This is a genomic window from Paenibacillus sp. sgz302164 (assembly GCF_056120505.1).
Genome location: NZ_JBVYOL010000027.1, coordinates 37,169 through 62,040 on the forward strand (window position 1 = coordinate 37,169; position 24,872 = coordinate 62,040).

The window sequence follows — 24,872 nt, forward strand, 5'->3', positions numbered from 1 at the left end:
GTTAGAGCAGCAGCAGGCAGTCACCCCCCTATGGACTGCCACGGAAGACAGTACAGCGGCTCGGCGCACGCTAAACCCGCGAACATGTAGGTTTCTCACTGGAAACTATGCGTTTGGCGAAAAAACCTGCAAAAGTGCAGGCTTTTTCCGTAGAAACGGTTCATTTTGGCGAAAAGCCTGCGAAAGTGCAGGAATTTTCGACGAAAATGAATCTGAGCCCCTGTTCGCCGCGAAAAGCCTGCACAATTGCAGGAATTTTTCGTGGCCAGCGTATCAACCGAGCAAAAACTGCACTTTTGCAGGTTTTCCTCGCGCTACCAGGCAGATTGTACGACTGGCTCTAGCGTGTGGGGCTCACAACAGCCTGGCTTTTTCGAAACCGGACCACCAAGGAGCAAAAGGGTGCACTCACACAGTAGACCTGATTATTTTTGGCGTCCACGACGCCATGGGAGTTTTTGCAGGCTTTCGACGCGTTGCCAAGTAGATAAACTAGCTCTTGTGAGCGGTTTTTCTCGCAGTCTGGCTTTTTCCAGTTTCTACGCACAACGTTACCTATGTTCCCAAGCCCTTACGACCGGGGTTCTCGGCAATCCGGCTTATTCGGTCTACGCACAATGTTACCGGCGGCGTTGCCCCAGCTCTTGCGGGCGCACCTCCAGACTTTAAGGTGCCTCGGCGGGCACCTTTTCTCGTTTTTCCGCGGCCATCTCCGAATTTGGTTTGACAACCCCGGTCCTTTTGCACTATTCTATATTTAGTTAAATACTTAACTATATACGTAGCAGGTGATTTTGATGTCGGATCTTCAGCAGTATGTGCTTGACCCTCCACTGCATACGCAAGCTTTTTTTGCTTTGGTCGATACGACGGCTCATTTAGTCGGCGTTTCCGAAAAATACTGGAGTTCCCAAGGGCTTAACGGCGCCCGAATACGGGTCCTGGTTGAAATCTCCAAAGAAGGCGGAACGATTCTGCCTTCCAAACTGGCGCAAAAAATTGGCGTGACCAAGCCGAATATCAGCACTTTGCTGGTCCCTTTGGAAAAAGACGGCTATATCAGCCGCTCCAGCCACCCGGAAGACGGCAGAAAATCGGTGATCGCTATAACCGCCGAAGGCCGGGAACTTTTGCACAAACACCTGCCGGGAAATCGCCGGGAAATCGCCGAAAAAATGAAAAGCCTGAGCGAAGCGGAGTTGAATCAGCTTATTTCTTTGCTGCGCAAGCTGACGAAAGCAGGTCAGGAGTAGCCCTATTTTTTTCACTAATTAGTTAACCATTTAACTATCACCCCACCATCAAAAGGAGCGATCGTATGTCAATTATGATTACTGGCGCCAACGGCCAATTAGGCAAATTCATTATCAAGCATCTCCTGCAAAAAGTCGCGGCGAGCTCCATCGTTGCATGTGTGCGCCAACCGGACAAAGCGGCCGAATTCGCCGACCAAGGGATAGAAGTCCGATATTGTGATTATGACCGGCCCGAGTCTCTTGAACCGGCTTTTACCGGAGCCTCGAAGCTGCTGCTCATTTCCAGCTCCCACACCGATGATACGACCCGCATCCGTCAGCATGCCCACGCCATAGAAGCGGCCAAAAAAGCGAATGTCGGGCACCTCCTTTATACCGGATTTGCTTACCCGGAAAAAGGTTCCGTTTCGCTAACACATCTGCACTTGGCCACAGAATACGCGATCCGCACCACGGGTCTTCCTTACACGTTTTTCCGAAACGCTTTGTACACCGATTTCATCGCCTCTCTCGGTCTGAGCGAAGCTATTGCTAACGGCGAACTGGTCACGTATCCGGGCGAATGGCGGTTTAACACTGTGACGCGCAGCGATCTCGCGATGGGCATCGCGGCTGTTCTGGCGGCGCAGGGTCATGAAAATCGAACGTATGAGCTCACCGCTTCCCGTTCGTGGAGCTTTAGCGAGCTTGTGCAAATTTTATCGGAGCTTGCGGGCAAGCCGATCGCACATCGTGAGGACCCTTCCGTCAAAAGCTGGATTTACGGATTTTTGGCCCGAATAGACACGTCCTCCATCTCGCCTGATCTGGAAAAATTAAACGGAGGAACATGGGTCCCCCTAAAAGAAGCCGTCGGCAGTATGCTCAAAAAGCAATAACGCGCTTGACACAAAAAGCGCCTGCTTCGCAGTCGAAGCAGACGCGTATTACGTTTTCGTGCAAAAGGGGCCCGTCACCTCAAGTAGAAATTTCTGCTTTTGGGACAACCCCTTTCCCTCTTTACGGCAGCAGCTGCAAATACTTCAGCATGACTGCGGCTTGCGTGCGGGTAGCCAAATCATTTGGAGCAAAACGGCCTCCGCTTGTTCCTTCAACAATGCCTGTCTCGACCAGGTGAGACACGGCAGCTTCGGACCAGGCCCCGATGGAATCCCTGTCTCCAAATCGGGCCAACTGCCCGCCGGCGGCCGCCTTGGGGGCACTGCCTTTGAGCTTCAGCGCCCTGGACAGCATGACGGCCATCTCCGAGCGCGTGTTCGGCGCTTCCGGCTTGAACGTGCCGTCATTGAAGCCGCTCACGAGCCCGGCCTGAGCCGCCGTACCGATGCTGGGCGCAAACCATTCTGTCCCGGCAACATCGGCGAAAGCGCCGGCTTTGGCCCCGGTTCCAGCCAGGCCGAGCGCCCGAACGAGCAGCGCCGTAAATTGGCCACGGGTAATCTCTTTGTCGGGCTTGAACTTGTCGGCACTTTCCCCGTCGATCAGCAGCCGGGATGCGAGCAGCTCCACGTCAGCCTGCACCCAATGGTCTTTCAAATCCGCAAAAGATTTCCGGATGACGAGAACGGCCAAAGCTTCCGAGGTCTGCGCAGGAATCGAAATCCAAGCTGCGCCGTCCTGCAGCGATACCGGAACAGACACGATCCTCAGACTTCCATTAGTAGTATCGTACGATACAACTACAGCCTGTTTGGGATCGATCCCGCTTTTCAGCTTCCATACTGCGGCCAGTTCCTGGGCTGAGCCGAACTCCAGCGCTTTGACGCTGCCACCGCTCTCCAGCAAAAACGATGCGACGAGCGGAATCTCCGTCACTGACGCCCCGGCTTCGCGGGCTTTATTAGTCAGCAGCTCCGCCGTTTGTCCGCCCGCCGGCGCGAGCCTGATGCGAAGGAAAGCTTGCTCCTCATCGCCGGCGCCGACTGCTTTCTTAAGCAGAGAGGCCAGCGCCGACAGGTTCAAACGCAAAAGCGCTCCGTCAGCGGTTTCCGCTTCAAGCTCCGCATCGCCGGCGCTCTCGACGCCCTGCAATTTTTCCGCGGTTGAAAACGAATTTTGTAGAATTTTAGAAGTTGAACGGTACGGACCCGCAAAATGGCCGGCTTGCCACACGTCCCGAGTCGCAAAGAAACCGCTCCTTTTGCAATGGCTGCTTGACGCTTCCATTTTAACAAAGAACGGTTATTTATCGCCTTGTCTTTTAACCTTTTGTGTCTATTTCACCGTACAACTCATTCAAATGCTCGATATGAGCCACTCCCCAATCATTCAATGCCTGCAGGACCGTATGCATACCTTTGCCGTATTCCGTAATGGAATATTCAACTTTTGGGGGAACTTGCTGATAAACTTCGCGATGAACGATATCGTGATACTCCAACTCCCTTAATTGTTGGGTAAGCATTTTTTTGGTTATATCCGGTATCGCTTTTTGAAGTTCGCTAAATCTCATTGTGCCGTTTGAAAAAAGGCGAAGCAGAATAACAGGCTTCCATTTCCCGACAAGAATTTCTAACGCCGTTTCAAATTTACAATAGTTGGCCATTGGTCATCTTCCAATCCTTTATTTTCCCAAGGTATATTTTTGTATACTATGTTTAATTTAAGTAACTACTTCTCAAAAGAAATCCTATAGCTTATTATGCACCTATCGGTCAATGGTTACAAGAGGGACATCACTAAGGGATAAGGAGTTGGCGAAATTAATGAATGCTGCGTTATGGATTGTGCAGGGGATTTTAGCATTTGGCTTTATTTATTCCGGTTGGATGAAGGCGTTTCAGTATGAAAAAACAAAAACGTCCTGGACTTGGGCGAATGATGTGCCGAAAGGGTTTGTTTCCTTTATCGGGTTAGCGGAATTGTTGGGGGTACTTGGGTTGATTTTGCCTCAAGCGACGAACATCGCGCCTGTATTAACACCGCTTGCGGCAATCGGGCTTGGCGCAGTCGTTTTTTTCGGGGCCTTATTCCATGTTATGCGTAAAGAATACTGGGCAATTGGCGTGAATATCGTTTTCTTGGCGTTAGCCGCGATTGTTGCGATTGGCCGGTTTTAACGGCTAAAAAAATACGCTCCGCCTTGAATTCGACGGAGCGTGTGCATATCCTACTGTTTGGCGGCCCGGTAGGCCTCGATATATTGGGCGGCTTTTCTCGCCACAAGGCTGTAATCGCCGGATTTGACCGCTTCACTGGTCAAATCGGAACCGATGCCGACCGCTACCGCGCCTGCCTTCACCCATTCGCCGAGGTTGCTCAGCGATACGCCGCCGGTCGGCATGATGTTGGCCTGCGGCAGCGGGCCTTTAATGGCCTTAATCATTCCCGGCGAGTAGAGATTGCCGGGGAACAGCTTCACAATATCGACGCCGAGCTCAAGCGCCGTCTGGATTTCCTGGATCGTCATGCAGCCCGGCATGACGGGCACCCGGTACCGGTTGCAGAGCGCAACCGTGTGCGGGTTCAGCGAGGGGCCGACGACGAACTCGGCCCCGCTCAAAATCGCGGCTCGCGCCGTCTCGGGGTCGAGTGCGGTGCCGACCCCGATGACCGCGCGCTTCGCCGCGTCCTGCGCTGTGCTCGAGTAGCGCTTCGCCAGCTCCTCGATGGCGCGCAGCGCAAAAGGCACGGTCATCGTCACTTCGATGACCTTGATGCCGCCGGAAATGGCCTGCTCGGCCATTTCCACGACTTCGTCAGGCGTGTCGCCGCGCAGCACCGCGACCACGCCTTCCTCGGATATTTGCTGAATCAGTCTGATTTTGTTCATCGGATTCTACACCTTTCTGCGAATAAACATTTAGCGTTCAATATGTTTAACGTCATTAAGCACGGCCTCGACCTGCTCCCAGGTCGGAGCGCCTTCCCAATCGCCCTCGGTCTGCACCACGAGCGAGCCTACCAAATTCCCGATGCGCACCGCTTCGGGATAATCATAACCCTTGAGCACGCCGACCAGGAAGCCTGCGCAAAATCCGTCCCCCGCCCCGACCGTATCCACCAGATGCTCCGCGCGGAAATACGGCACAGCGGTCACGGACTCCCGGTCGACGACATAAGTCTCGTCGTCTCCGCCTTTTACAATAGAAATGCCGGGCAATTCGCGCAGCCTGCGGACGATTTCGTTCCAATCCTCCGTCTCGTAAAGCAGCTTCAGCTCGTCCAGCCCCGGCAAGAAATAATCGGCCTCCCGGGCAAGCTCCAGCAGCGTTTCGCGCGCTTCATCGATGCTCCACAGCTTCAGGCGGAGATTCGGGTCGAAGCTGACCTTGACGCCGTGCTTACGCGCAATGCGGATCGCTTCGGCCGCGGTCTGCTTGCAGGATTCGCTCAAAGCCGGCGTTATGCCCGTCACATGCAAAATTTTCGCCTGAGCGATGTAAGACTCGTCCAGATGCTGAGGCGTCATGCGGCTGGCCGCCGAATTTTTGCGGTAATAATAGACGGAGGTTTTGCCCATGAGCACCTCGCGCATCATAAGCCCCGTAGGCGCCTCCGCCGTAAGCTCGGCACGCGATACGTCGACGCCTTCGCCGCGGATTTTTTTGAGGATCATCCGCCCCAGCGGGTCTTTGCCAAGCCGTCCGCACCAGCCGACCCTGGCTCCGAGCCGGGCCGCGCCGATCGCCAAGTTGCTCTCCGCGCCGCCAAACAAGCTGTGCAGCTCGGAGGAATATTCCAAACCTTTGCCGTTCGTAGGCATCATAAGCGCCATCGTTTCCCCGAAAGTGACGATCTCCGGAGCGTTCGTCTGCATTTGCTGATTCGTCATGCGACCTCCATCCATTAACCGGAGCGCAGCGGGGCGCGCCGGCTAATTGAAACGTTTAAACTATTAATATAGTTTATATTATAGTGCATGCCGGCTCTTTATACCAGAGCTGTTTGAAGGGCTGTGAACGGCTGCAAGGGTTTGACCGCCGCCATGCGTCGGCGGCACAATGCGCGTCAGGGATTCGCGTTTTTTCGAAAACCGGCCGCCGGAACTTGCGCATCTGCTTGTTGGCAATGCGGTGAGCGCCTGCAGAGGCAGAGTGCCTGAAAAAGAGCCGCTCTGTTAGGAGGGGCATGGCGTACCTTCTCTGTGGTCGACCGACCGCACGAAGCGGCTTGACGAGCCAAAAACCTGCGAAAGTGCAGGCTTTTTCTGTGTTTACGGTTCATTTTTAGGAAAAGCCTGCAAATGTGCAGGAATTCCCGGTAAAAATGAGCCTGAGCTCAAGTATTCGCCAAAATTGATGCACATTTGCAGGAATTTTCAGTTGCAAGCGTATCAACGCGCAAAAAACTGCACTTTTGCAGGTTTTCTTCACGGAACCAGGCAGATTGTGCGACCGGTTCTGGCATGCAGGTTTCTGCGCTGGTTCTCCCCTCCCCATCGCCAAACAGATGTGCCGCCCCCAAATGTTCGAGTTTTTCAACAGTCTGAAACTCGTATTTTTTGCTCCTTGCCGCGCTTGCAGAGAAATATTCCTGCGAATCTGCGGCAATTACAGCTGCTGCGCAGAGTTCTGATAGTCGCAGGCTCTCCCTCCAACCGAATCGGTTCCATTCAAAAAAGCAGCAGACCTGAATATTTTCATTCTGTGGGGTGACATCCATGCGCCATAAGAGTTTTTACAGGCCTTCCCTTTTGTTGACCGCCATGCCGCATAACGAACGACTGTGACGTCTCAGACGACAAAACGAAACACTTTTGCTCCGGACGTACCTTGCCCCATATCAAAAATTAGAGCTACCGCGCCCAGTTCCTCCTAATAAAATATCAAGACTTCTCAGGCACTTTGAACGCTTGCTGCACAAACCCATTCGCCGCTCCAGCTACCGCGCCACATGCACCCGCGTACAAAAAAACGAGCGGCACACGCGGTCCCCCGGCTGCCGCGCCACATGCACCCGCGTACAAAAAAAACGAGCGGCGCACGCAGTCCCCCAGCTACCGCGCCACATGCACCCGCGCACAAAAAACGAACGGCGCACGCGATCCCCCGGCTGCCGTTCGTTTTTTGTTCATTCGTTGTTACACTTCCTCGTGTCTAGGAGTCTGTCTGACGGAGTTACTTTGTGCATATCCCAGTAAATCATGACTGCAAATATGCCGTTAACGCTTCGTAGAAGCCGTCATTTGCATGCACACACCTTCTACTGGAGTTCATCGGACAGACTCCCTAGCAGAACGTTTCAAAAAAAACATTCATACAGGACAACCGGTTCGTCTGCGTTATGATCCGTAGGTTCCCGGCGATAACGAACTGGGCGAGCGTTATTCGCCCTTATTTCTTCGTAGCTGCGTTTTAACGAACCTGAGCGTCGTTATCGGGCTCACCCATCGTTCAAACGGGCAGTTTATTTCGAAGTAAGGGGGCCTTGGTTCGTTAGATCCACGTTTTAAGACTTGTACGGTTCATTACAGTTTGTGTGGTCGTATGCTAGAAGCCGGTAGCTTCCGCTTGAGCGAGTTCCTGCTGCAGCTCCTCGTGGATGCTGCCGTTCGTAGCCAGCACGTTGCGCACGGACAGACTGTACGGCCTGCCCGCCGTATCCGTAACTTTGCCGCCCGACTCCGTGATCAGGAGAGCTCCCGCAGCCATATCCCAGGCACTCAATCCAATCTCCCAAAATCCGCTCAAACGGCCCGCGGCCACGTAAGCCATATGCAGCGCCGCCGAGCCCGCTACGCGGAGGTTTCTCACTTTGGGCGCCAAGGCTTGGGCGCCTTTCATATTGACGGGAAGCGCACCGTCCCGATCGGCCGGGAATCCGGTTGCGACCAAAGAATCCGCGAGCTTGGTTTCCCGCGATACGGCCGTTACTTTGCCATGCCTGTAAGCGCCTTTACCTTTTTCGGCGACAAACAGCTCGTCGCGAATCGGGTCGTAAACGACGCCGACGATGACATCGCCTTTGTGCGCGAGAGCAATCGATACCGAGAAAAACGGGAATCCGTGAACGAAGTTCGTCGTACCGTCGATCGGATCTACGATCCACAAATACTCCGCGTCGCTGGCTTCCTCCAGCGCTTTTGCCGAAGCGGCAGGGCCGGGCTCAACCCCCTCCTCGCCAAGAATCGAATGATGCGGAAAGTGCGTCAAAATAAGATTTCGAATCATCGTCTCCGAACCCTTATCCACTTCCGTCACAAGGTCATGCGGGGTATATTTCTGATCGATCCGGTTGATGTCTCCCAGCTTGCTTTTGATCCATTCCCCGGCTTTGGCCGCCGTGTTAATTGCAACTGCAGTAAAGCTTTTGCTCCCCACCACAAAGGGCTCCTGGGTTCCGCTTGCCATTTATATCAACTCTTTCTTGAATATGAATTTGATACACTTAGTATAGTAAATTATACGCAGAAATTACTAGAGCGTTTCATCCCAATTTATTTGTGCATTTTTTACATAAATATATATAATTACATTTTTGTCCATTATTCCTGTTTTTTTTAAAAGATTGCTCGGCGCATCACTTTTCGTATGCGACCGTCCCCTATTCGCACGGCTTGGTGCTTGTTGTCCATCGTCCCCGAGAGGAAAAGGCGGCTTGGCAGGGAGAAAGCCTGCGAAAGTACAGGTTTTTTTCGTGAAAATGGTTCATTTTGGCGAAAAGCCTGCGATTGTGCAGGAATTTTCGATGAAATCGAGTCTGAGCCCATGTTTGTGGCGAAAAGCCTGCACATTTGCAGGAATTTGTCGCGGTTGGCGGATTAACCGGGCAAAAACTGTACTTTTGCAGGTTTTCTCCGCATTTCCAGGTAGATTTGCTATTTTCCAGCGTGTGTACGGGTAATCTCGACAGTTTGATTTGCAGGCTTTCTTCGTGCAACCAGGCAGATGGCGAGACCGGCTCTGGCGTGTGGGGTGGGGGGTGGGGCATGGGGCGTGGCGTGTGCGTGGGGCGTGGGGCATGGGTGCGGGGTGGGGCATGTGACGTGTGGGGTGTGGGGTGTGGCGTATGGCGTGGGGCGGGTGGGGTTCTGGGCAGCCTGACTTTTGCAAGTTTTCTGCACACTGTGTTCCAAAGTAGATGCGCCGACTTCTGGTAGGCGGGTTTGTGCGCAGGCTGACGTTTACTAGTGTTCTGCACGTTATGTTCCCGGGTAGATGCACCGACTCTGGCGGGCGGGTTGTGGGCTGTCTGACTTTCGCGGGTGTTCCGCCGGCACCTTACCGGCGGTATCGGCGGTGTCTTTGCGGGCAGGGGATGTTTCCACATCGTGCCGCCGCGGGAGATTGGAACGAAAAAAATCCGCACGCCTGTTAGGCAGTACGGATTTGTTGAATTGAGCTTTTACACGCCTACGATATGGTAGCCGCCATCTACATAGATGACTTCGCCGGTAATTCCGCGGGACAGGTGGCTCATGAGGAACATCGCCGTATCCCCGACTTCGGCTGTTTCCGTCGTGCGGCGGAGCGGCGCTTTTTCCTCTACTTGGCGGAGGATCGAGTTGAAATCCTTGATGCCTTTGGCCGCCAGGGTGCGAATCGGGCCGGCGGAAATGCCGTTTACGCGGATGCCGTACTGTCCGAGGTCGTTCGCTAAATAACGCACGCTCGCTTCGAGCGCAGCTTTGGCAACGCCCATGACGTTGTAGTTCTTCATCGCGCGCTCGGCGCCGAGGTAGGTCATCGTCATGATGCTGCCGCCTTCGGTCATCAGCGGATATACGCGCTTGGCTACAGCCACAAGCGAGTAGGCGCTGATGTCGTGCGCCAGGGCGAAGCCGTCGCGGGACGTATCCACGAACAGACCTTCCAGCTCTTCGGTTTTCGCGAACGCGATGCTATGTACAAAACCGTGAAGCACGCCGAACTGCTCTTTCAAGGTGCTTGCAAGCGTGTCGATTTCGGCGTCGACGGTGACGTTGCACGGCAGCAGGATCGATCCCGGGATCGTATCGGCAAGCTTGCGCACGCGCTCCTCGACGCGTTCGTTTTCATAGGTAAAAGCGAGCTTTGCGCCTTGCGAAGCAAGAGATTGGGCGATTGCCCAGGCGATGCTGCGGTCATTGGCGACACCCATGACCAATATATTTTTGCCGGATAATAATTGACTCATTTTTTCAAGAAACCCCTCTCACCAATGGTTTGTACTTCGAGTATCCCAATCTTCAAAGTACCCCATTTTTCCAAACATTTCAAGGACAATTCTCACCGATCGCCGAATGGGGTCCGACCACCCGCCGTGCAGCGCCGCAACGTGCACCGGGAGAGGGGGGCGCCTCCCCTCCCCTGCAAGCACCGACCTTCACAGACTCACAGCTCGATAGAAGCCTGATTGACGACGGAAACGCCGCTTCGCTCCCGCAAATCGTCCATTAGCCGAAACAAGGCGGAGTCCTTCATTTTGGCTTCGATCATAACGTCCAGTCTGGGCGTGATCGGCGCAATTTTTTTAAGGAAGGCGAGCAGCGGCTCCGTTTCTACATAATCGGCATGACTTCGCGGATCATGCTCGCTTTTCGGGCTGGAAACGTGAATTTTCGGCGGCAGCATAGCGGCAGAAGCCGGATCGGACCGGGAAGCGTCTGCATAACTCCACGTCCGCAATATTCTCGGCCACAGCTCGGCGGCATCCTCCCCGTTGTTGTTCACTTCATGATGATGAATATCCAGCACCATGGGCGCCTGTGCCCGTTCCGCGAGCTCCAGCGTCTCCATGGCCGTGAACGTTTTATCGTCGTTTTCCAGCGTAATCCGCCGCCGGACTTCGGGACGCAGCGCCGCAAAATTCCTCGCAAACCGCTCGCCCGCCGTCTCCTTATCGCCATATGCGCCGCCGACATGAATGTTGCACATGGCCTCGGGGCCGAGCCCCATCGCATTCAGCATCGCGTTATGACGTTCCAGATCCGCTCCCGACTTCCGCAGCACATCCTCCTTGGGAGTGCTCAGCACCGTAAAATGTTCCGGGTGGAAGCTGACCCGCATCCCATGGCGCCTGACGTAATCCCCCGTCTCTTTGAATTCGGCCGCCAGCACCCGGATCGGATCCCAGTCGGCCAGCAGCTCATGACCGATCAGCGGGATCAGCCTGGAGGAAAAACGGTACACCATAATGTCATGCGCGCGGTTATGCCGCAGCAGCCGCAGCGAATTATGCAAATTTTCGACGCCCAGCCGCTCCAGTTTGCGAATAGCCGCCTCGCGGTCCGCCAGCTTGCTGAAACCCGAAACCGTCATTGTCTTGGACGGAGAAGCGCCTGCGACCACAGTCGACATAGCCACGTACCCAAAGCGAACGATCATGCGCGCGTACCTCCCGTGCTTTTTGGCATAGGTTTCCCTATCCATAAAAAGGACATACCCGGCCGGCGCGGCGCCTTAGCCTTCCCCCTGCCTATGCCCTCACTGCTACATGGAGGAGACGAACACGACGAACCTGTAGCTCAAAAAAGCGGAAGCTCCGATTATCAAAGGACTGAGCGCCTGCAAGCCGATTCTGGTGCCTGCATCTTCCTTGCGCAGACAGAAATAATTTCCCGCAAACCAGATCGTCAAATAGGCCGCCAGCACGCCCAAAGCCGCCAGCCGCTCCTCCTGCCCGGGTGGAGACATAAAGCCGTAATACCCCAAAATGATCCATATGAGCGCATAGGGAGCCGGAATCCCCAAAATGATATTAAACAGCCAATATGCCGAAAAACGGCCGCCTCGCACATCCATCCCCTTCACTGTACACCACTCCCTGCCCGAAACTCGCCTATTCCAATAGTGTAGTCCCCGGACGCGGCGAGAGTAAGTACTAACTTCACATAGTACCATGACCAACCCCTCTGAAACTATGAGATAAACCTCTATCGAAGTCTTTCGAAGATGAGCGACCGCGTTTAGAGGTAGGTTTATTCGCCAATAAGAGTTCTTCGCGCTGTAAAGAACTTTAACATTCTTATGTGGTGAAAAAACACCGCCTCTCGCAAAGTCCTGCCGACAAGCCGGGTTGAGGATCGTGCCCTCCATCCGGTTTGCCTTCAGTCCCATGCGCAGGGACGGTGTTATTTTCGTCATGCCGTTTTATTGCTGCTGCTCGCCAAAAAACATTTCGTGCGCCAGCGCCGTTTGAATGCGCGCTTCCTCTTCGTTCAGCCGGCGCACCAGCTCCATCTCGACCTGCGTCACTTCTTCGCCCTGGAAATTGATTTCGGCGATGGAAGCGACGATTTTGACGATCGCGATAGCCTGGTTGTCAGGCGTGTAGGCGATGACCTTTTGTCCGGTGGGAAATACCCGGAACCCGCTTTTCACCATTTTGCCGCGGCCGTACTCAAGCAGCTCGTAGAGTTCCTGACCGGATTTGAATTTGCAGACGGAATTGAACTCGGTTTGAAATCCCATAGCTTCATCTACTCCACATCAAAAGTATATTGAATCGCTTGCTTCGCTTGATGCCGCTCGATCGCCAAATGGATCAAATCGTCCAGCAGTTCGCCGTAAGGCTTGCCGGATTCTTTCCATAATAGCGGGTACATGCTGAATGGGGTGAAACCCGGCATGGTGTTGATCTCGTTGACATACACTTTGTTATCGGCTTTGCCGAGGAAAAAGTCAACGCGGGACAAGCCGCTGCCATCCACGGCCTGAAAAGTGCGGATAGCCAGTTCTCGAAGCTGGTCCGCCGTCTCCTGGGGAATTTCCGCAGGAATGATCATGGCGGATTTGCCGTCAATGTATTTTGCTTTGTAATCGTAAAATTCATTCGAAGAAACGATCTCGCCCGGGACGGACGCCTGCGGCTCCTCGTTGCCGAGCACGCTGACCTCGATTTCCCGCGCATCGATGTTTTCCTCGACGATCACCTTGCGGTCATATTGGAAAGCGAATGCAACGGCTTTGATCAGCTCCTCCTGATTTCTCGCTTTGGTGATGCCGACGCTGGAACCCAGATTAGCCGGCTTGACGAAGCACGGATACCCGATCGCGGTTTCGAGCTCCAGCAGATGATAGGTCCGGTCCTTTTCCCATTGCGTACGGGTGAAATAGCGGAACACGCACTGCGGCAGCCCCTCCTGCGCGAACACTTTTTTCATCATTACTTTATCCATGCCTACGGCGGAAGCAAGAACGCCCGCCCCCACGTACGGAATGTTCGCTATTTCCAGCATTCCCTGAATCGTGCCGTCCTCGCCGAAGGTGCCGTGGAGCAGCGGAAATACGACATCAAGGCCCGCAGACGGAGCCTGTGCCGCACTATCGGCGCTTTTTGCGGAAATGTGGACTTCGCCCTTGGCTGATAGCGAACCGAAGATTGGGGCCAGCGCGTTGGAGCCCTTGGCGCCGGAGGAGGCCGCGGATTGGCCGAAAGTCAACGCCTGCACATTGGCCGGAGGGGCTTGAAGCTGAGCCCCGCTCTTCCATTCTCCCTGCTTCGATATATAGAATGGAGTTATTTCATATTTATTGAAATCCAACGCTTTCATAACGGCGAGCGCGGTTTGCAAAGACACATCATGCTCTCCCGATTTTCCACCGTAAATCAGCCCTACTCGTATTTTGCGGTTCATTACGTACCTCCGTCTAGTATTCCTACTTCATAATCTACTACATGTCATCGGCAATTCGAACAAATACGTAACGCGTACGTTCGTTCCAAGCCGGCGAATCCCGGTAGTCCCAATAACGGTCGCGGCTGTTATAGGTATGCGCATTGACCAGCGGCATGCCGTTGGCATCCATGGACGTGACGAACGTGTTGTGTTGACACCGTCCGTTGCCGTCCCAATCGTAGCTTATCATATCGCCGGGTCTCAGCTCTGTGGGATCGGTCACCGCAACACCTTGCAATCCCCGTCGGCTGTTCGGCACGAACGATTGCAGGCTGTGGGCAACAGCCCAACTGTAGCTCCAAAGCTCCTGGGAGCCCTTTTTTCCCGAGTACCACCAGCCCGCTCCCCTTTTCCCAGTATAGTCCATCGGCGCCCCGCCTGCAAAGAGGCACTGAGATACATAATTCGTACAATCCACTTCATATTCCAAATATTTCGGATTCGCCGTACTCCACCACGTTTGCGCGTATTCGACCGCTTTTTCCCGATTGTATCGGATTTTCCTTGGAAGGGTTTCACCGCTGTTGAGTATACTATGGTTGAGATACGGGAGCGACGGAGAACGGTTCGTAAGGACCGGTTCTTCCACCTGGTCGGAAAAGAAAGTTCCGGGCTGCCCCGCCGGCATGGATTTCTCGTGTCCGAGCATTTCCGCGCTTCTGACAAGCCATTTTCCGGCGATCGGGTCAAGCAGCACTCGTTCCGCTTCAATCCGCTGTTCGGTATGCCGGGCGGAGCCGATCCGGTAAAGCAGCTGACGGCGCAGCTCGATATCGGCGATGACGCCGTGCGCCGTTTCTTTGACGCGGGTAAGGCGAAACTTCGTTTCACTGCGCAGCGGAACCGCGTTGCGGTCCTGATAGCTGCGGGACAGCCGCCCCAATCTGGCCTCCTGCATCCCGATATAAGCGCTGTCTGCGACAAAAGCTGTTAGCGATTCGGCCGAGCATCGCAGCTCCGCCTGATTTTTGGCGTGAACGTAGTTATAGAGCGCCGGTTTCCAGGACATGGCTTTGTACCTCCGAGCAAGCATGAATTTGATTCAATATATGTTTTTTTTAGATGAAAAATGATTTAAACATGGAATAAACGAAGAGTTACTTTACAAAATAGTGCTAAATAATCCTTTACGGGAACAATGTAAGACGGTATACTTGAAACAGAGGGTATAATGAAATTCAGTTTCATCTAATGAAACGAATGAAGTTTAATTGAGGAGGAAACATCATGTCTAACAAGGACTCTTTTTCCGTACGCAAGCAGTTGAACGTCGGAAGCAAGACTTTCCAGTATTACAGCTTGCCTGACTTTGAAAATCAGGGCAACGGCACGATCGGCAACTTGCCGTTCTCCATTAAGGTACTGCTCGAAGCAGCTGTACGCCAATTCGACGGCAGAGCGATCACGAACGAACACGTCAAACAAATTGCCGGCTGGGCTAACGGCCGCGATGAAAACAAAGAAATTCCTTTCATTCCTGCCCGTATCGTTCTTCAAGACTTCACAGGCGTACCTGTCGTCGTTGACCTTGCGGCAATGCGCGCGACAATGGCCCGTGAAGGCGGAGACCCTAAACGGATCAACCCGCTTGTACCGGTTGACCTCGTTATCGACCACTCCGTCATGGTTGACGCTTTCGGATCTCCGGACGCTTTGAACACGAACATCAACCTGGAATTCGAAAGAAACGAAGAGCGCTACCGATTCCTCCGCTGGGCACAAACCGCATTTGACAATTTCCGTGCCGTGCCTCCTTCAACCGGTATCGTTCACCAGGTTAACTTGGAGTATTTGGCATCCGTTGCAGCGACCAAAACCGTTGACGGCGAAACCGTCGTATATCCGGACTCGCTCGTAGGTACCGACTCCCATACAACGATGATCAACGGCCTTGGCGTCGTAGGCTGGGGCGTCGGCGGTATCGAGGCGGAAGCCGGCATGCTCGGACAACCTCTTTACTTCGTAGCACCTGAAGTTATCGGCTTCAAATTGACAGGCAGTCTGGCTGAAGGCGCAACTGCAACCGACCTGGCGCTGACCGTTACCCAAATGCTGCGCAAAAAAGGCGTAGTAGGCAAATTCGTAGAATTCTACGGCCCTGGCCTCAGCAACATCTCCCTGGCTGACCGCGCAACAGTTGCCAACATGGCTCCTGAATACGGCGCGACAATCGGTTTCTTCCCGGTTGATAGCGAAACTTTGAACTACCTGAGAGGCACAGGCCGCGAAGAAGAGCAAATCGCGCTGGTCGAAGCTTACTATAAAGCGCAAGGCATGTTCCGCACGGACGCTACTCCTGACCCTGTGTTCACAGACGTCATCGAGCTTGATCTGAGCCAAGTCGTACCAAGCTTGGCAGGTCCTAAACGTCCTCAAGACCGCATCGAGCTTACGAACATGAAGGAGTCCTTCAACTCCATCATCCGTACACCAATCGACAAAGGCGGATACGGCCTGACTGAAGAAAAAATCGCGGAAGTCGTCGATGTAACCTACCCTAACGAAACGGTAAAAATGGGTACGGGCGCAGTCGTTATCGCAGCGATCACTTCCTGTACGAATACATCCAACCCTAGCGTTATGCTTGGCGCAGGACTTGTGGCGAAGAAAGCCGTTGCCCTCGGCCTGAAAAAACCGGCTTACGTCAAAAGCTCCCTGACTCCGGGTTCCCTGGTCGTTACCGAGTACCTGATCAAAGCAGGCTTGCTCGAGTCTCTTGAAGCGCTCGGCTTCCATGTTGCAGGCTACGGCTGCGCAACTTGTATCGGTAACTCCGGTCCGCTTCCGGATGAAGTAAGCAAAGCGATCGCAGACAACGATATGACGGTAGCTGCTGTGCTTTCCGGCAACCGTAACTTCGAAGGCCGCGTTCACGCTCAAGTAAAAGCGAACTACCTGGCTTCTCCGCCGCTTGTAGTTGCCTATGCGCTTGCAGGAACAGTAAACATCGACTTGGCAAAAGATCCTATCGGTTACGACCAAAACGACAAACCTGTATACCTGAAAGATATCTGGCCTACAAACCAAGAGATTCAAGAAGCGCTGAGCACCGCTCTGAATGCAGACATGTTCCGCGACAAATACAACAACGTATTCCGCGCGAACGAGCGCTTCAATCAAATCGCGGTTCCGGAAGGCGATCTGTACGAGTTCGATACCAACTCCACGTACATTCAAGAGCCTCCGTTCTTTACGGATCTGGGTACGGTTCTTGACGATATCGCCGATATCCGCGGCGCGAAAACTTTGGCACTCATGGGCGATTCCGTAACAACGGACCATATCTCCCCTGCCGGCAACATCAAAGTTGACAGCCCTGGAGGCAAATATCTGATCGAGCACGGCGTGAAAAAAGAAGACTTCAACTCCTACGGCTCCCGCCGCGGCAACCACGAAGTGATGATGCGCGGAACGTTCGCGAACATCCGTATTCGCAACCAAGTGGCGCCGGGAACTGAGGGCGGCGTAACGACTTACCTGCCAACCGGCGAAGTTGAATCCATCTATGACGCTTCCATGAAATACCAAGATGCCGGCACGAACCTTGTCGTTATCGCCGGTAAAGAGTACGGTACAGGTAGCTCCCGTGACTGGGCGGCCAAAGGTACGTTCCTGCTCGGCGTAAAAGCCGTTATCGCAGAAAGCTTCGAGCGTATTCACCGCAGTAACCTGGTCGGCATGGGCGTACTGCCTCTCCAATTCGTGAACGGCGAAAGCTGGAAGTCTCTCGGCATCACAGGCCGTGAAACATTCGACATCACGGGTCTCAGCAACGACGTTCAACCGGGCTCCACTGTAAAAGTGACAGCTACCCGCGAAGACGGCTCTACATTCGCATTCGACGCCCTCGTGCGTCTGGACAGCATGGTTGACGTAGACTACTACCGTAACGGCGGTATTCTGCAAACCGTTCTCCGTCAAATCATCGCTGAAAAGAAATAATCGTTCGACACGCAAAAAATCCGGGATTGCCGTTTTGGCAAACCCGGATTTTTTTGTGTTCAGGCCCGGCGCTGGGAGTCTGTCCGATGAACTCAGTGGAAGGTATATTTATGCAAAATATCCGTCGGATAGACTCCTATTTAGCCGGACGAGGAGCCGTGGATTCGTCTTCGTACCACGGGTTCAGATGCACAAGCACCTCGTCTACGTCCGCATGCGCGTCCTGTATTTTCTTTTTGATCAAACGGCTGATATCGTGCCCTTCCTGGATCGTCAAATTCCCCGAAACGCCGATCCGGGCGTCTACCAATATGTAATGGCCGTGCTCCCGCGCACGCAGGCGATCGATTCTTCGTACCTCCGGTACAGAGCGGATCAGCGTGGCGTACTGCTCAATTTGCTTCGCGCTCACGCTTCGCTCCATCAGCACGTCGAACGATTCGCTGCCCATTTCATAGGCCAATTTCAGTACTAGGAACGAGACGATCATCCCTGCGACGGGATCTCCGTAGCTGAGCAGCCGGATATCGAAACGGTCTCCGAGCAGCGCCAGCCCAATCCCCACGGAAGCGGCTATGGAAGCATACACATCCGCAAGATGGTCGTAAGCCGTGGCGATCAGGCCTTTGCTGTTCGTTTGACGCCCGACGCGTATGGTATACATGTATAAGAGCTGTTTCCAGATCAAGGAGACCACTGCGGCTGCAAAAGCGATAACGTGCGCCTGCTCCGGCGTTTCGAACAGCGCGCGAATGGAGTGATAGCCCATGTACAGAGCCGCGCCGCCCAAAATAATCGCCACGATAAAAGCCCCCAGCACCTCCGCCTTGCCGTGCCCGTAAGGGTGATCTTCATCGGCCGGTTTGTTCGACACGCGCATGGAGCTGTACGCGGTGGCCGAAGCAATAACGTCTCCCGCGTTATGGATACCGTCGGCGATCAGCACCTGGCTTTTGAATAGGATGCCGACGACGATTTTGATGGCGGTCAGCACGATGTTGCTCGCCAGGCTGATCCAGATCGCCAGCATGGATGCCGTATTGCGCATCGGTGAAGCCACTCCCTTCCATCTTCTAGTATGGCCCGCCGGAAGCAAAACATCCCTCATCCCGCCTTCGGATGAGGGAATGCCGACGATTGACTGCCAACTCCGCCGGACAGGCTCCTGCGAGTCTGTCCGATGAAACACAATATGCAAAATGACAGCAATTATGCGGCGTGAGCGGTAATGTATGCAGTCATTAGTCACCCGGTATGCACAAAAGCAACTCCGTCGGATAGGCTCCTAGCGCAGCATCGTACCCATATGCCGCGCCGCTTCCATGATCAGCGGCGCCTGCTCTTGCATCAGCTCCAGCGTGAGCCTGTTCGCTGGGCCGGACACCGCGAGGGCGGCGACAAGGCGCCCCCCGCGGTCAAGAATCGGTGCGGACACTGCCGCCGCACCGGGTTCGCGCTCTTCGACGCTCGTGGCGTAGCCGAGCCGTCTTGTTTCGCCGAGCTGCTGCCGGAACGCAGCCTTGTCCAGCCCGGCCGGCCAATCGGCCGAGGACAACAGGCGCTCCTGCAGCGCAGGCTCGGCAAAGGCGACGAGCACCTTGCTCGAGGCGCCGACGTAAAGCGGCATTCGCGCCCCGACAGGGGCAACGCGGCGAATGGCGTGGTTGCTCTGCACGGCCTGGATGCGCACGCGCTCGAGGCCGTCCTGCACGTACAGCGAGATCGTCTCGCCGAGCTGGGCGCGCAGCTGCTCCATCTCCGGCAGCAGAATGAGGCCGGGGTCGCCGTCCTGCGACAAATTCGCGGACAGCTCCCAGAGACGGTAGCCGAGCCGGTATTTATCCGTCGCGGCATCGCGCATAATGAAGCCCTTGCCTTCCAACGAAGCCAACAGGCGGTGCACGGTGCTTTTGTGCAGTTCTACCCGGCTGGCGATTTCGGTCAGCGTTAATTCGGACGCCCCCGTAAAACAAAGCAAAATATCTAAAGCGCGCTCAACGGCGCGAACTGTCAGCTTGCCATCTTCCATTACTAAACACCGCTCTCATAGCAAGGTTGTTTCACCATATGAAACTGAGTTCCTTCTAGTATACCAATAACAGCCGCATATACGCAACCATTGTTAACAGACCGCCGAGCAGCTCCACAACAGCCATATTCGGCACTTCCACGGCCGTTTTGCAAACATTCTCATCCCGTTGAAAACATCGATTTAAACGGCTGGCTCCGACAAGTTCATTGCCCACTCGAAGCCCTGCGCGGGCTGTTTGTTTGTGAAGCGGCTTGCCAGCCCGGGTGCCGCCGGGTAGCAAGCCGCGAAAGCCCGCCTATTGAAAAACTCGCTTGCTGTGAGACGGCACGTCCACTTAGGCACGTAGAAAACCTGTAGAAATCAGATGCTTGATAAAACGGCGGGATTGAGTAACCTGAGGGACGGCCTTCTTCCCCAACATACTCATCTCTTGCACGGGTTGCGGCTCTGAGGAAGGGGGCACAAGACGATTGGTTGGGGAAAACCTGCAAAAGTGCAGGTTTTTTCCGCAAAAGTAGTTCATTTTGGCAAAAAGCCTGCAATTGTGCAGGAATTTTCGATAAAAATGAATCTGAGCCCCTATTCGCGGCGAAAAGCCTGCACATTTGCAGGAATTTATCCTGGTCAGCGCATCTATCGAGCAAAAACTGTACTTTTGCAGGTTTTCTTCGCGCAACCAGGCAAATGGTGCGGCCGGCTTTGGCATGGGAGGGGCTGGACAGATGGTCCGCCCGGCTATGACGTGGAGGGGGTCTGCGCAACCCGAAATGTGAGAGTTTTTCATCCCACACTCGTGCTTCAGCTTGCGAAAATTCCTCCACAATCCAAGCTGTTGAGAAAGTCCCATGGATTTCCCCGCCGCGTCCTCCACATCTTCGCAGGTTTTCCCCGAGTTGATAAGCAGATTTGCCTCCCTGGCTGTTTTTTTTCAACACTCTCGCTTTCGCAGGTTCGCGCTGCTATGATCGCTTAGCACCTTCACGAACGGCCTCACCCGAAATTGCCTTCTTCTTCTTCTGGCTACCTTAAACAGAGTGCCGCGATTTTCTCGAGCACACTGACTTTGCGGGTTTCCTAGGTGACGCCAGCAATTTTAGCGCACAGTGGTCCACGGCCTCTCAGTCCCTAAAATATGTATAAATTTCACGGTCAGGTGCAGCATATTTCCTGTAGTCAGGCCCTTGGCAATGTAGCCAAGCTCCTTGGCAATGTAGCCAGGCTCTTGGCGCTGTAGTCGGGCTCCTTGGCGATTACCGAATTTTGGCTGCTTAGCGCAAATTCCGGAGGCTTGACAAAAGATAATCCGCAGTGAGATGATATCTCTTGAAGAGACATTAAACAAAAGCCGGGTGAACTTTTATGAAAAATAACGACATAACGGAGCCGGCTTCAGCATCGGCGCGGCCGGCTGCGGATAATTTCGAACTTACCTCGACTGCATGGACGATATTGGGTTTTCTTTCTTTGCAGCCGCGAAGCGGTTACGAAATTCGCGAGGCCGCGAAACGATCGGTTCGCTTTTTCTGGGGCATCAGTGACGGGCAGCTGTATCCCCAGCTGAAAATACTTGAGGATCTGGGGCTGATCGAAGCGCCCAACGGCGTCGAGGGCCCCAGGTCGCGCCAGCGGTGGCAGTTGACGGGCACGGGCCGAGAAGCTCTCCGCAAATGGCTTGTCAGCCCGTCCGCCCATTTGCAGATTCGCGATGAGAATCTGGTCAAATTTTTATTTGCCGCCCAGGAAGGGCCGGAGCTGCTGCTGCATTTGATCCGGGAAAGACGGGAAAGTTTCACCTGGTTTTTGAACGCAATTAAAGGAACCCAGCCGGGAAGCACGTGGGAAAGTCCGAAGGAAGACTCCTCCCTCGCAGGACCGCTGCTGCTGCAGCGCTATGGAATCGGGTTCGCGGAAGCGGTCCTGGATTGGTGCGACCAAGCCGAGGCATCGCTGCTCGGGGAATCTGTTAACGGCAAGGAGGAATCCGTATGACAAACGGAATGCAGGCCAGCGCCAAAAAACCGGCGGCGGTCACGTTCGCCCAGGTTTTGATGTACTTGGCGGCGGCTGTGAACATTGTGAACGGCATCTATTCGCTAGGCAGCGAAGGAACGGTTAAAAAAATGCTGTGCCTGGCCATGATCGTCGTCGGCGCCGCCTCAATATGGGTCGGAGCCCGTCTTAGCGAACCCCACGCGTCCCGGCGCAGTTTTGCCGTCTCGCTCTCTATCGTGATGATCGCGCTGCGGTTAATCGAATTTGCCGTCTGGCAGAGTCTCGGGTTTTTGCTAGGTGTTATTTTGCCGGTGCTCGTTATTTGGAGACTAAGCGGCTCAGAAGCGAAAAATTGGTTCGGCTTAAGATGACAATCTGACAATCGCCGTGCGCAGAACCCAAGCCACGGCGGGGAGGAGTTGCTGCAACGATGAAACTGATCAAGCGACTGCTGCTAATCATCCTTGCTATTATAGTTATCATCTCGATCGCCACAATCACTTACGCGGCTACCCCTCTCTCTTCCTGTACGTTTTCTGAAAACGTAGTTTCCGACGTGTCGACAAGCGGCCTCGGCCAGTCGGACTCGAACGGCGGGAAGCCGTCCGCTGCGGATCATGTGCAATATGCGGACGCGAATGATCATACTCGTCTGGCTTACCGGGCGTACGTTCCCGCAAACCCGAAAGCTGTTGTCATTTTCTATCACGGTTCGGGCGCGAATAGCGGAGCAGGCTATCAGCCAATAGGGGAAGAGCTGAGTCAAAATTTCGGAATTGCCACGTATTTGCCGGACATTAGAGGTCATGGCTTGTCCGAAGGTCCCCGGGGTGACGCGCCAAGCCTCCAGCAGGTGTACGATGATGTCACAAGCATCATTGACGCTGCGCACCGCCAATTTCCCTCCGTGCCTGTATTTTTGGGCGGGCATTCCGCGGGAGCGGGGTTAGTGGTCAATTATATCAATTCGCCGCATCCCGAATCCGTGAACGGCTATTTGTTCGTCTCGCCGGATTTCGGTCCGAAATCCAACACCATGAAAGAGGGCAACGGGAATTTCGCGGCCGTATGCGTCAAAGCGTTCGTAGCCAACGCTCTGACCGTCGGGCTTCTCAAAGGGCATGCCGTCGGTGTCCGGTACAACTACTCGGAGGAACAATTAAAGTCGAGCATCGGGCTCGTTCAGTACAACAGCGTCAATATGGCGCTGGCGCTCAATCCTTCGAAGCCGTCGCAGGAAGTTGCCCGAATCGGCAAGCCTTTCGGGTTATGGGTCGGGGCTGAGGATGAAATCATGGATCCGCAAAAAGTAGCTGCATTCGCCGGTCTGGCAACGCAGGTAAGCCGGCAATCATCGACGGAAATCGTGCCCGGCGAGAAACATTTGACGATTTTGAACGATACCGCCAAGCTGATGGGCCCTTGGATTTTACAAGCGTCGGCGCATTGATACGAGCCTCCATTTCCACCCTTTTACGGTGGTTGTGGAGGTTTTTTTCTGCCCGAGCCAATACTCCTCTCCCTCCCCGTTCGGAAGGTTCCATTATTACAGGATCGTTACAGCAGGCTTACAAATTCCGTGCGCGGATTGACTTGTAAGCGCATACAGATTAACATTAAATTAAAGAGGTACTTATCAGAATATTTTGTAAAATCGAATATTTTTCATGCAAGGAGGGACGCTTCATGTCTACTACTTCTGTAACACCCGGATCTCTTCACCCTCCTTTGGAGCAGGCGGCTACAATACCGCTCCTGCGCAAAAAACGGCTGATTACGACCATCCTGATTTCATTTTTGCTGCTCTGCATGAGCTTATTGCTCTCTTTCCACGCTTATATCGCCTGGACTTTGGCACGGCCGCACATCGATCCGCTGCACTCCAATCCAATGCAGGCTGTCGGCCTGCACTACTCGAACGTGAGCTTTCCTAGCCGCAACGGCTCCTCTACGCTTGAAGGCTGGCTTATTCCCGGCAATTCGGATAGAACCGTTATTTTCTCGCACGGCTACGGAGGCAACCGCGAAGAACTATGGGTTCCGATCTACACGTTAGCCCGCGAGCTGCATAAGCAGCAATACAACGTTTTGATGTTCGATTACGGTTATGTCCAACCGGGCAACAGCCGCGTTATGACCGGCGGCATTCAAGAATCGCAAGAGCTGCTGGGAGCCATCGACTATATCAAACAGCTGTCCGGCGGGCAGATTTATATTTGGGGCTTCTCCATGGGCGCCGGAACTGCGCTGCAAGCCGCTCTGCAAAGCGGCAGCGACATATCCGGCATGATTCTGGATAGTACCTTCCTGCTCAACCCGGATACGCTGTACCACAATATGAAACAGTACGTCAACCTTCCCAGGTTCCCTTCGCTGCCACTCGTCCGCTTGTTTTTTCCTCTTCTTAACGGGGTAAGCCTTAAAGAAGTGCCTTACAACAAGGTCACAAGCACTTCATATGACATGCCGATCTTCTTCATTCACGGAACCGACGACAGCAAGGCGCCTTATGACCTGATCGAAGACATGTACGCAAAGCAAACCGACCACTCGAAGACGAAGCTGTGGATTTTGCAAAATGCGCAGCATGAACTGCTCTATCGTGCCGAGCCCCAAACTTATTTGAGCAGAACGCTCGGCTTTTTGCGGGGAATTTCCAATCCCGCGCCCATTGATTCCGGTATTTCCTCCTCCCTATAAACCTCGGCCCCTGATGGGGTCAATTTTTTTGCCACAAACAATTTCAATGCCACATGATCCGTTGATTATCTTACATGCCCGACTTGCTGCTATCGTTCTTAAATGGTAAGTATTTACCATAGCATAATTTCAGGAGGATTAGCATGTATCGAATTTTTGTTCGTTTTTCAGCCAGATGTATCGCGTGTTTTTTAATTCATCCGTACGCTTGCTTTCTGTTCGACGCACCTCATCTATTGCTCGGGGTCCATGAAGATGGTGATATAGTCATGCCCTCGTTTAGCCGAAGTTTCATCCGTGCTAATCACCGTCACATGAGACAAATCCTGTACGGCAATCGCGCTATCTAAAGACATAAACGTCCGGGTCAAACATTTCACTAGATAAGGCGAATTGATGGAGGGAAAAA

Annotated in this window: 23 protein-coding genes and 1 pseudogene; 9 read left to right on the forward strand and 15 right to left on the reverse strand. The window is 53.8% G+C overall.

Going from position 1 to position 24,872, the window contains the following annotated elements; all coding sequences use genetic code 11:
* The first annotated feature begins 113 nt into the window (after positions 1 to 113).
* From AC0LWT_RS31775 to AC0LWT_RS31785, 3 genes are all read left to right on the forward strand, one after another.
* Complete coding sequence (locus tag AC0LWT_RS31775; RefSeq protein WP_474685301.1) at positions 114 to 344, forward strand: hypothetical protein; 231 nt, start codon at positions 114 to 116, stop codon at positions 342 to 344.
* Positions 345 to 797: 453 nt separating this feature from the next.
* Positions 798 to 1,253, forward strand: a complete 456-nt coding sequence (locus tag AC0LWT_RS31780) for a MarR family winged helix-turn-helix transcriptional regulator (protein ID WP_474685302.1) — start codon at positions 798 to 800, stop codon at positions 1,251 to 1,253.
* Between the two features lie 65 nt (positions 1,254 to 1,318).
* On the forward strand, positions 1,319 to 2,134 hold the full coding sequence (locus AC0LWT_RS31785) for an SDR family oxidoreductase (RefSeq protein ID WP_474685303.1): 816 nt from the start codon (positions 1,319 to 1,321) through the stop codon (positions 2,132 to 2,134).
* Between the two features lie 121 nt (positions 2,135 to 2,255).
* On the opposite strand, the gene AC0LWT_RS31790 is transcribed toward AC0LWT_RS31785, so the two are convergent.
* Complete coding sequence (locus AC0LWT_RS31790) at positions 2,256 to 3,287, reverse strand: S-layer homology domain-containing protein (protein ID WP_474685304.1); 1,032 nt, start codon at positions 3,285 to 3,287, stop codon at positions 2,256 to 2,258.
* Positions 3,288 to 3,456: 169 nt separating this feature from the next.
* Positions 3,457 to 3,801 carry a winged helix-turn-helix transcriptional regulator gene (locus AC0LWT_RS31795; protein WP_474685305.1) on the reverse strand — a complete coding sequence of 115 codons (345 nt, stop codon included), beginning with the start codon at positions 3,799 to 3,801 and terminating at the stop codon, positions 3,457 to 3,459.
* Between the two features lie 160 nt (positions 3,802 to 3,961).
* On the opposite strand from AC0LWT_RS31795, the gene AC0LWT_RS31800 reads away from it, so the two are divergent.
* On the forward strand, positions 3,962 to 4,315 hold the full coding sequence (locus AC0LWT_RS31800; RefSeq protein ID WP_474685306.1) for a DoxX family protein: 354 nt from the start codon (positions 3,962 to 3,964) through the stop codon (positions 4,313 to 4,315).
* Positions 4,316 to 4,365: 50 nt separating this feature from the next.
* Here AC0LWT_RS31800 and AC0LWT_RS31805 read toward each other — a convergent pair whose 3' ends face one another.
* From AC0LWT_RS31805 to AC0LWT_RS31850, 10 genes are all read right to left on the reverse strand, one after another.
* A complete protein-coding gene (locus AC0LWT_RS31805; protein ID WP_474685307.1) occupies positions 4,366 to 5,028 on the reverse strand; it encodes a bifunctional 2-keto-4-hydroxyglutarate aldolase/2-keto-3-deoxy-6-phosphogluconate aldolase in 663 nt (220 codons plus the stop codon).
* A 30-nt stretch (positions 5,029 to 5,058) separates the two neighbouring features.
* Positions 5,059 to 6,030, reverse strand: a complete 972-nt coding sequence (locus AC0LWT_RS31810; protein ID WP_474685308.1) for a sugar kinase — start codon at positions 6,028 to 6,030, stop codon at positions 5,059 to 5,061.
* A 446-nt stretch (positions 6,031 to 6,476) separates the two neighbouring features.
* Complete coding sequence (locus tag AC0LWT_RS31815) at positions 6,477 to 6,860, reverse strand: hypothetical protein (RefSeq protein WP_474685309.1); 384 nt, start codon at positions 6,858 to 6,860, stop codon at positions 6,477 to 6,479.
* An 827-nt stretch (positions 6,861 to 7,687) separates the two neighbouring features.
* Positions 7,688 to 8,548, reverse strand: a complete 861-nt coding sequence (locus AC0LWT_RS31820) for an inositol monophosphatase family protein (protein ID WP_474685310.1) — start codon at positions 8,546 to 8,548, stop codon at positions 7,688 to 7,690.
* A gap of 994 nt (positions 8,549 to 9,542) precedes the next feature.
* Positions 9,543 to 10,313: an enoyl-ACP reductase FabI gene (gene fabI / locus AC0LWT_RS31825; protein WP_474685311.1), complete on the reverse strand. Its 771-nt coding sequence runs from the start codon at positions 10,311 to 10,313 to the stop codon at positions 9,543 to 9,545.
* Positions 10,314 to 10,510: 197 nt separating this feature from the next.
* A complete protein-coding gene (gene uvsE, locus AC0LWT_RS31830; RefSeq protein WP_474685312.1) occupies positions 10,511 to 11,503 on the reverse strand; it encodes a UV DNA damage repair endonuclease UvsE in 993 nt (330 codons plus the stop codon).
* Between the two features lie 105 nt (positions 11,504 to 11,608).
* Positions 11,609 to 11,929 (reverse strand): hypothetical protein, encoded by a 321-nt coding sequence (locus tag AC0LWT_RS31835; protein ID WP_474685313.1) that lies wholly within the window; start codon positions 11,927 to 11,929, stop codon positions 11,609 to 11,611.
* A gap of 339 nt (positions 11,930 to 12,268) precedes the next feature.
* Complete coding sequence (locus tag AC0LWT_RS31840) at positions 12,269 to 12,589, reverse strand: hypothetical protein (protein ID WP_474685314.1); 321 nt, start codon at positions 12,587 to 12,589, stop codon at positions 12,269 to 12,271.
* An 8-nt stretch (positions 12,590 to 12,597) separates the two neighbouring features.
* The gene (locus AC0LWT_RS31845; protein WP_474685315.1) at positions 12,598 to 13,755 is read right to left on the reverse strand and encodes a D-alanine--D-alanine ligase; all 1,158 of its coding nucleotides are present in this window, start codon (positions 13,753 to 13,755) and stop codon (positions 12,598 to 12,600) included.
* A gap of 37 nt (positions 13,756 to 13,792) precedes the next feature.
* Positions 13,793 to 14,806 (reverse strand): amidase domain-containing protein, encoded by a 1,014-nt coding sequence (locus AC0LWT_RS31850; RefSeq protein ID WP_474685316.1) that lies wholly within the window; start codon positions 14,804 to 14,806, stop codon positions 13,793 to 13,795.
* Between the two features lie 218 nt (positions 14,807 to 15,024).
* On the opposite strand from AC0LWT_RS31850, the gene acnA reads away from it, so the two are divergent.
* Positions 15,025 to 17,739 (forward strand): aconitate hydratase AcnA, encoded by a 2,715-nt coding sequence (gene acnA, locus AC0LWT_RS31855; RefSeq protein WP_474685317.1) that lies wholly within the window; start codon positions 15,025 to 15,027, stop codon positions 17,737 to 17,739.
* A 136-nt stretch (positions 17,740 to 17,875) separates the two neighbouring features.
* On the opposite strand, the gene AC0LWT_RS31860 is transcribed toward acnA, so the two are convergent.
* Both AC0LWT_RS31860 and AC0LWT_RS31865 read right to left on the reverse strand, forming a co-directional pair.
* The gene (locus AC0LWT_RS31860; RefSeq protein ID WP_474685318.1) at positions 17,876 to 18,787 is read right to left on the reverse strand and encodes a cation diffusion facilitator family transporter; all 912 of its coding nucleotides are present in this window, start codon (positions 18,785 to 18,787) and stop codon (positions 17,876 to 17,878) included.
* Positions 18,788 to 19,024: 237 nt separating this feature from the next.
* The gene (locus AC0LWT_RS31865; RefSeq protein WP_474685319.1) at positions 19,025 to 19,768 is read right to left on the reverse strand and encodes an IclR family transcriptional regulator; all 744 of its coding nucleotides are present in this window, start codon (positions 19,766 to 19,768) and stop codon (positions 19,025 to 19,027) included.
* A gap of 1,362 nt (positions 19,769 to 21,130) precedes the next feature.
* Here AC0LWT_RS31865 and AC0LWT_RS31870 point away from each other — a divergent pair.
* The 4 genes from AC0LWT_RS31870 to AC0LWT_RS31885 all read left to right on the forward strand — a co-directional run bounded on the left by AC0LWT_RS31870 (position 21,131) and on the right by AC0LWT_RS31885 (position 24,463).
* A complete protein-coding gene (locus tag AC0LWT_RS31870) occupies positions 21,131 to 21,760 on the forward strand; it encodes a PadR family transcriptional regulator (RefSeq protein ID WP_474685320.1) in 630 nt (209 codons plus the stop codon).
* The gene (locus AC0LWT_RS31875) at positions 21,757 to 22,134 is read left to right on the forward strand and encodes a hypothetical protein (RefSeq protein WP_474685321.1); all 378 of its coding nucleotides are present in this window, start codon (positions 21,757 to 21,759) and stop codon (positions 22,132 to 22,134) included. Before AC0LWT_RS31870 ends, AC0LWT_RS31875 begins: the two co-directional genes overlap by 4 nt.
* 59 nt (positions 22,135 to 22,193) lie before the next feature.
* A complete protein-coding gene (locus AC0LWT_RS31880; RefSeq protein ID WP_474685322.1) occupies positions 22,194 to 23,213 on the forward strand; it encodes an alpha/beta fold hydrolase in 1,020 nt (339 codons plus the stop codon).
* A gap of 236 nt (positions 23,214 to 23,449) precedes the next feature.
* Positions 23,450 to 24,463 (forward strand): alpha/beta hydrolase, encoded by a 1,014-nt coding sequence (locus tag AC0LWT_RS31885; RefSeq protein WP_474685323.1) that lies wholly within the window; start codon positions 23,450 to 23,452, stop codon positions 24,461 to 24,463.
* 159 nt (positions 24,464 to 24,622) lie between these two features.
* Here the strand turns inward: AC0LWT_RS31885 and AC0LWT_RS31890 are convergent.
* Positions 24,623 to 24,813: pseudogene (locus AC0LWT_RS31890) on the reverse strand (hypothetical protein); the annotation flags it as partial.
* Positions 24,814 to 24,872 lie beyond the last annotated feature (59 nt).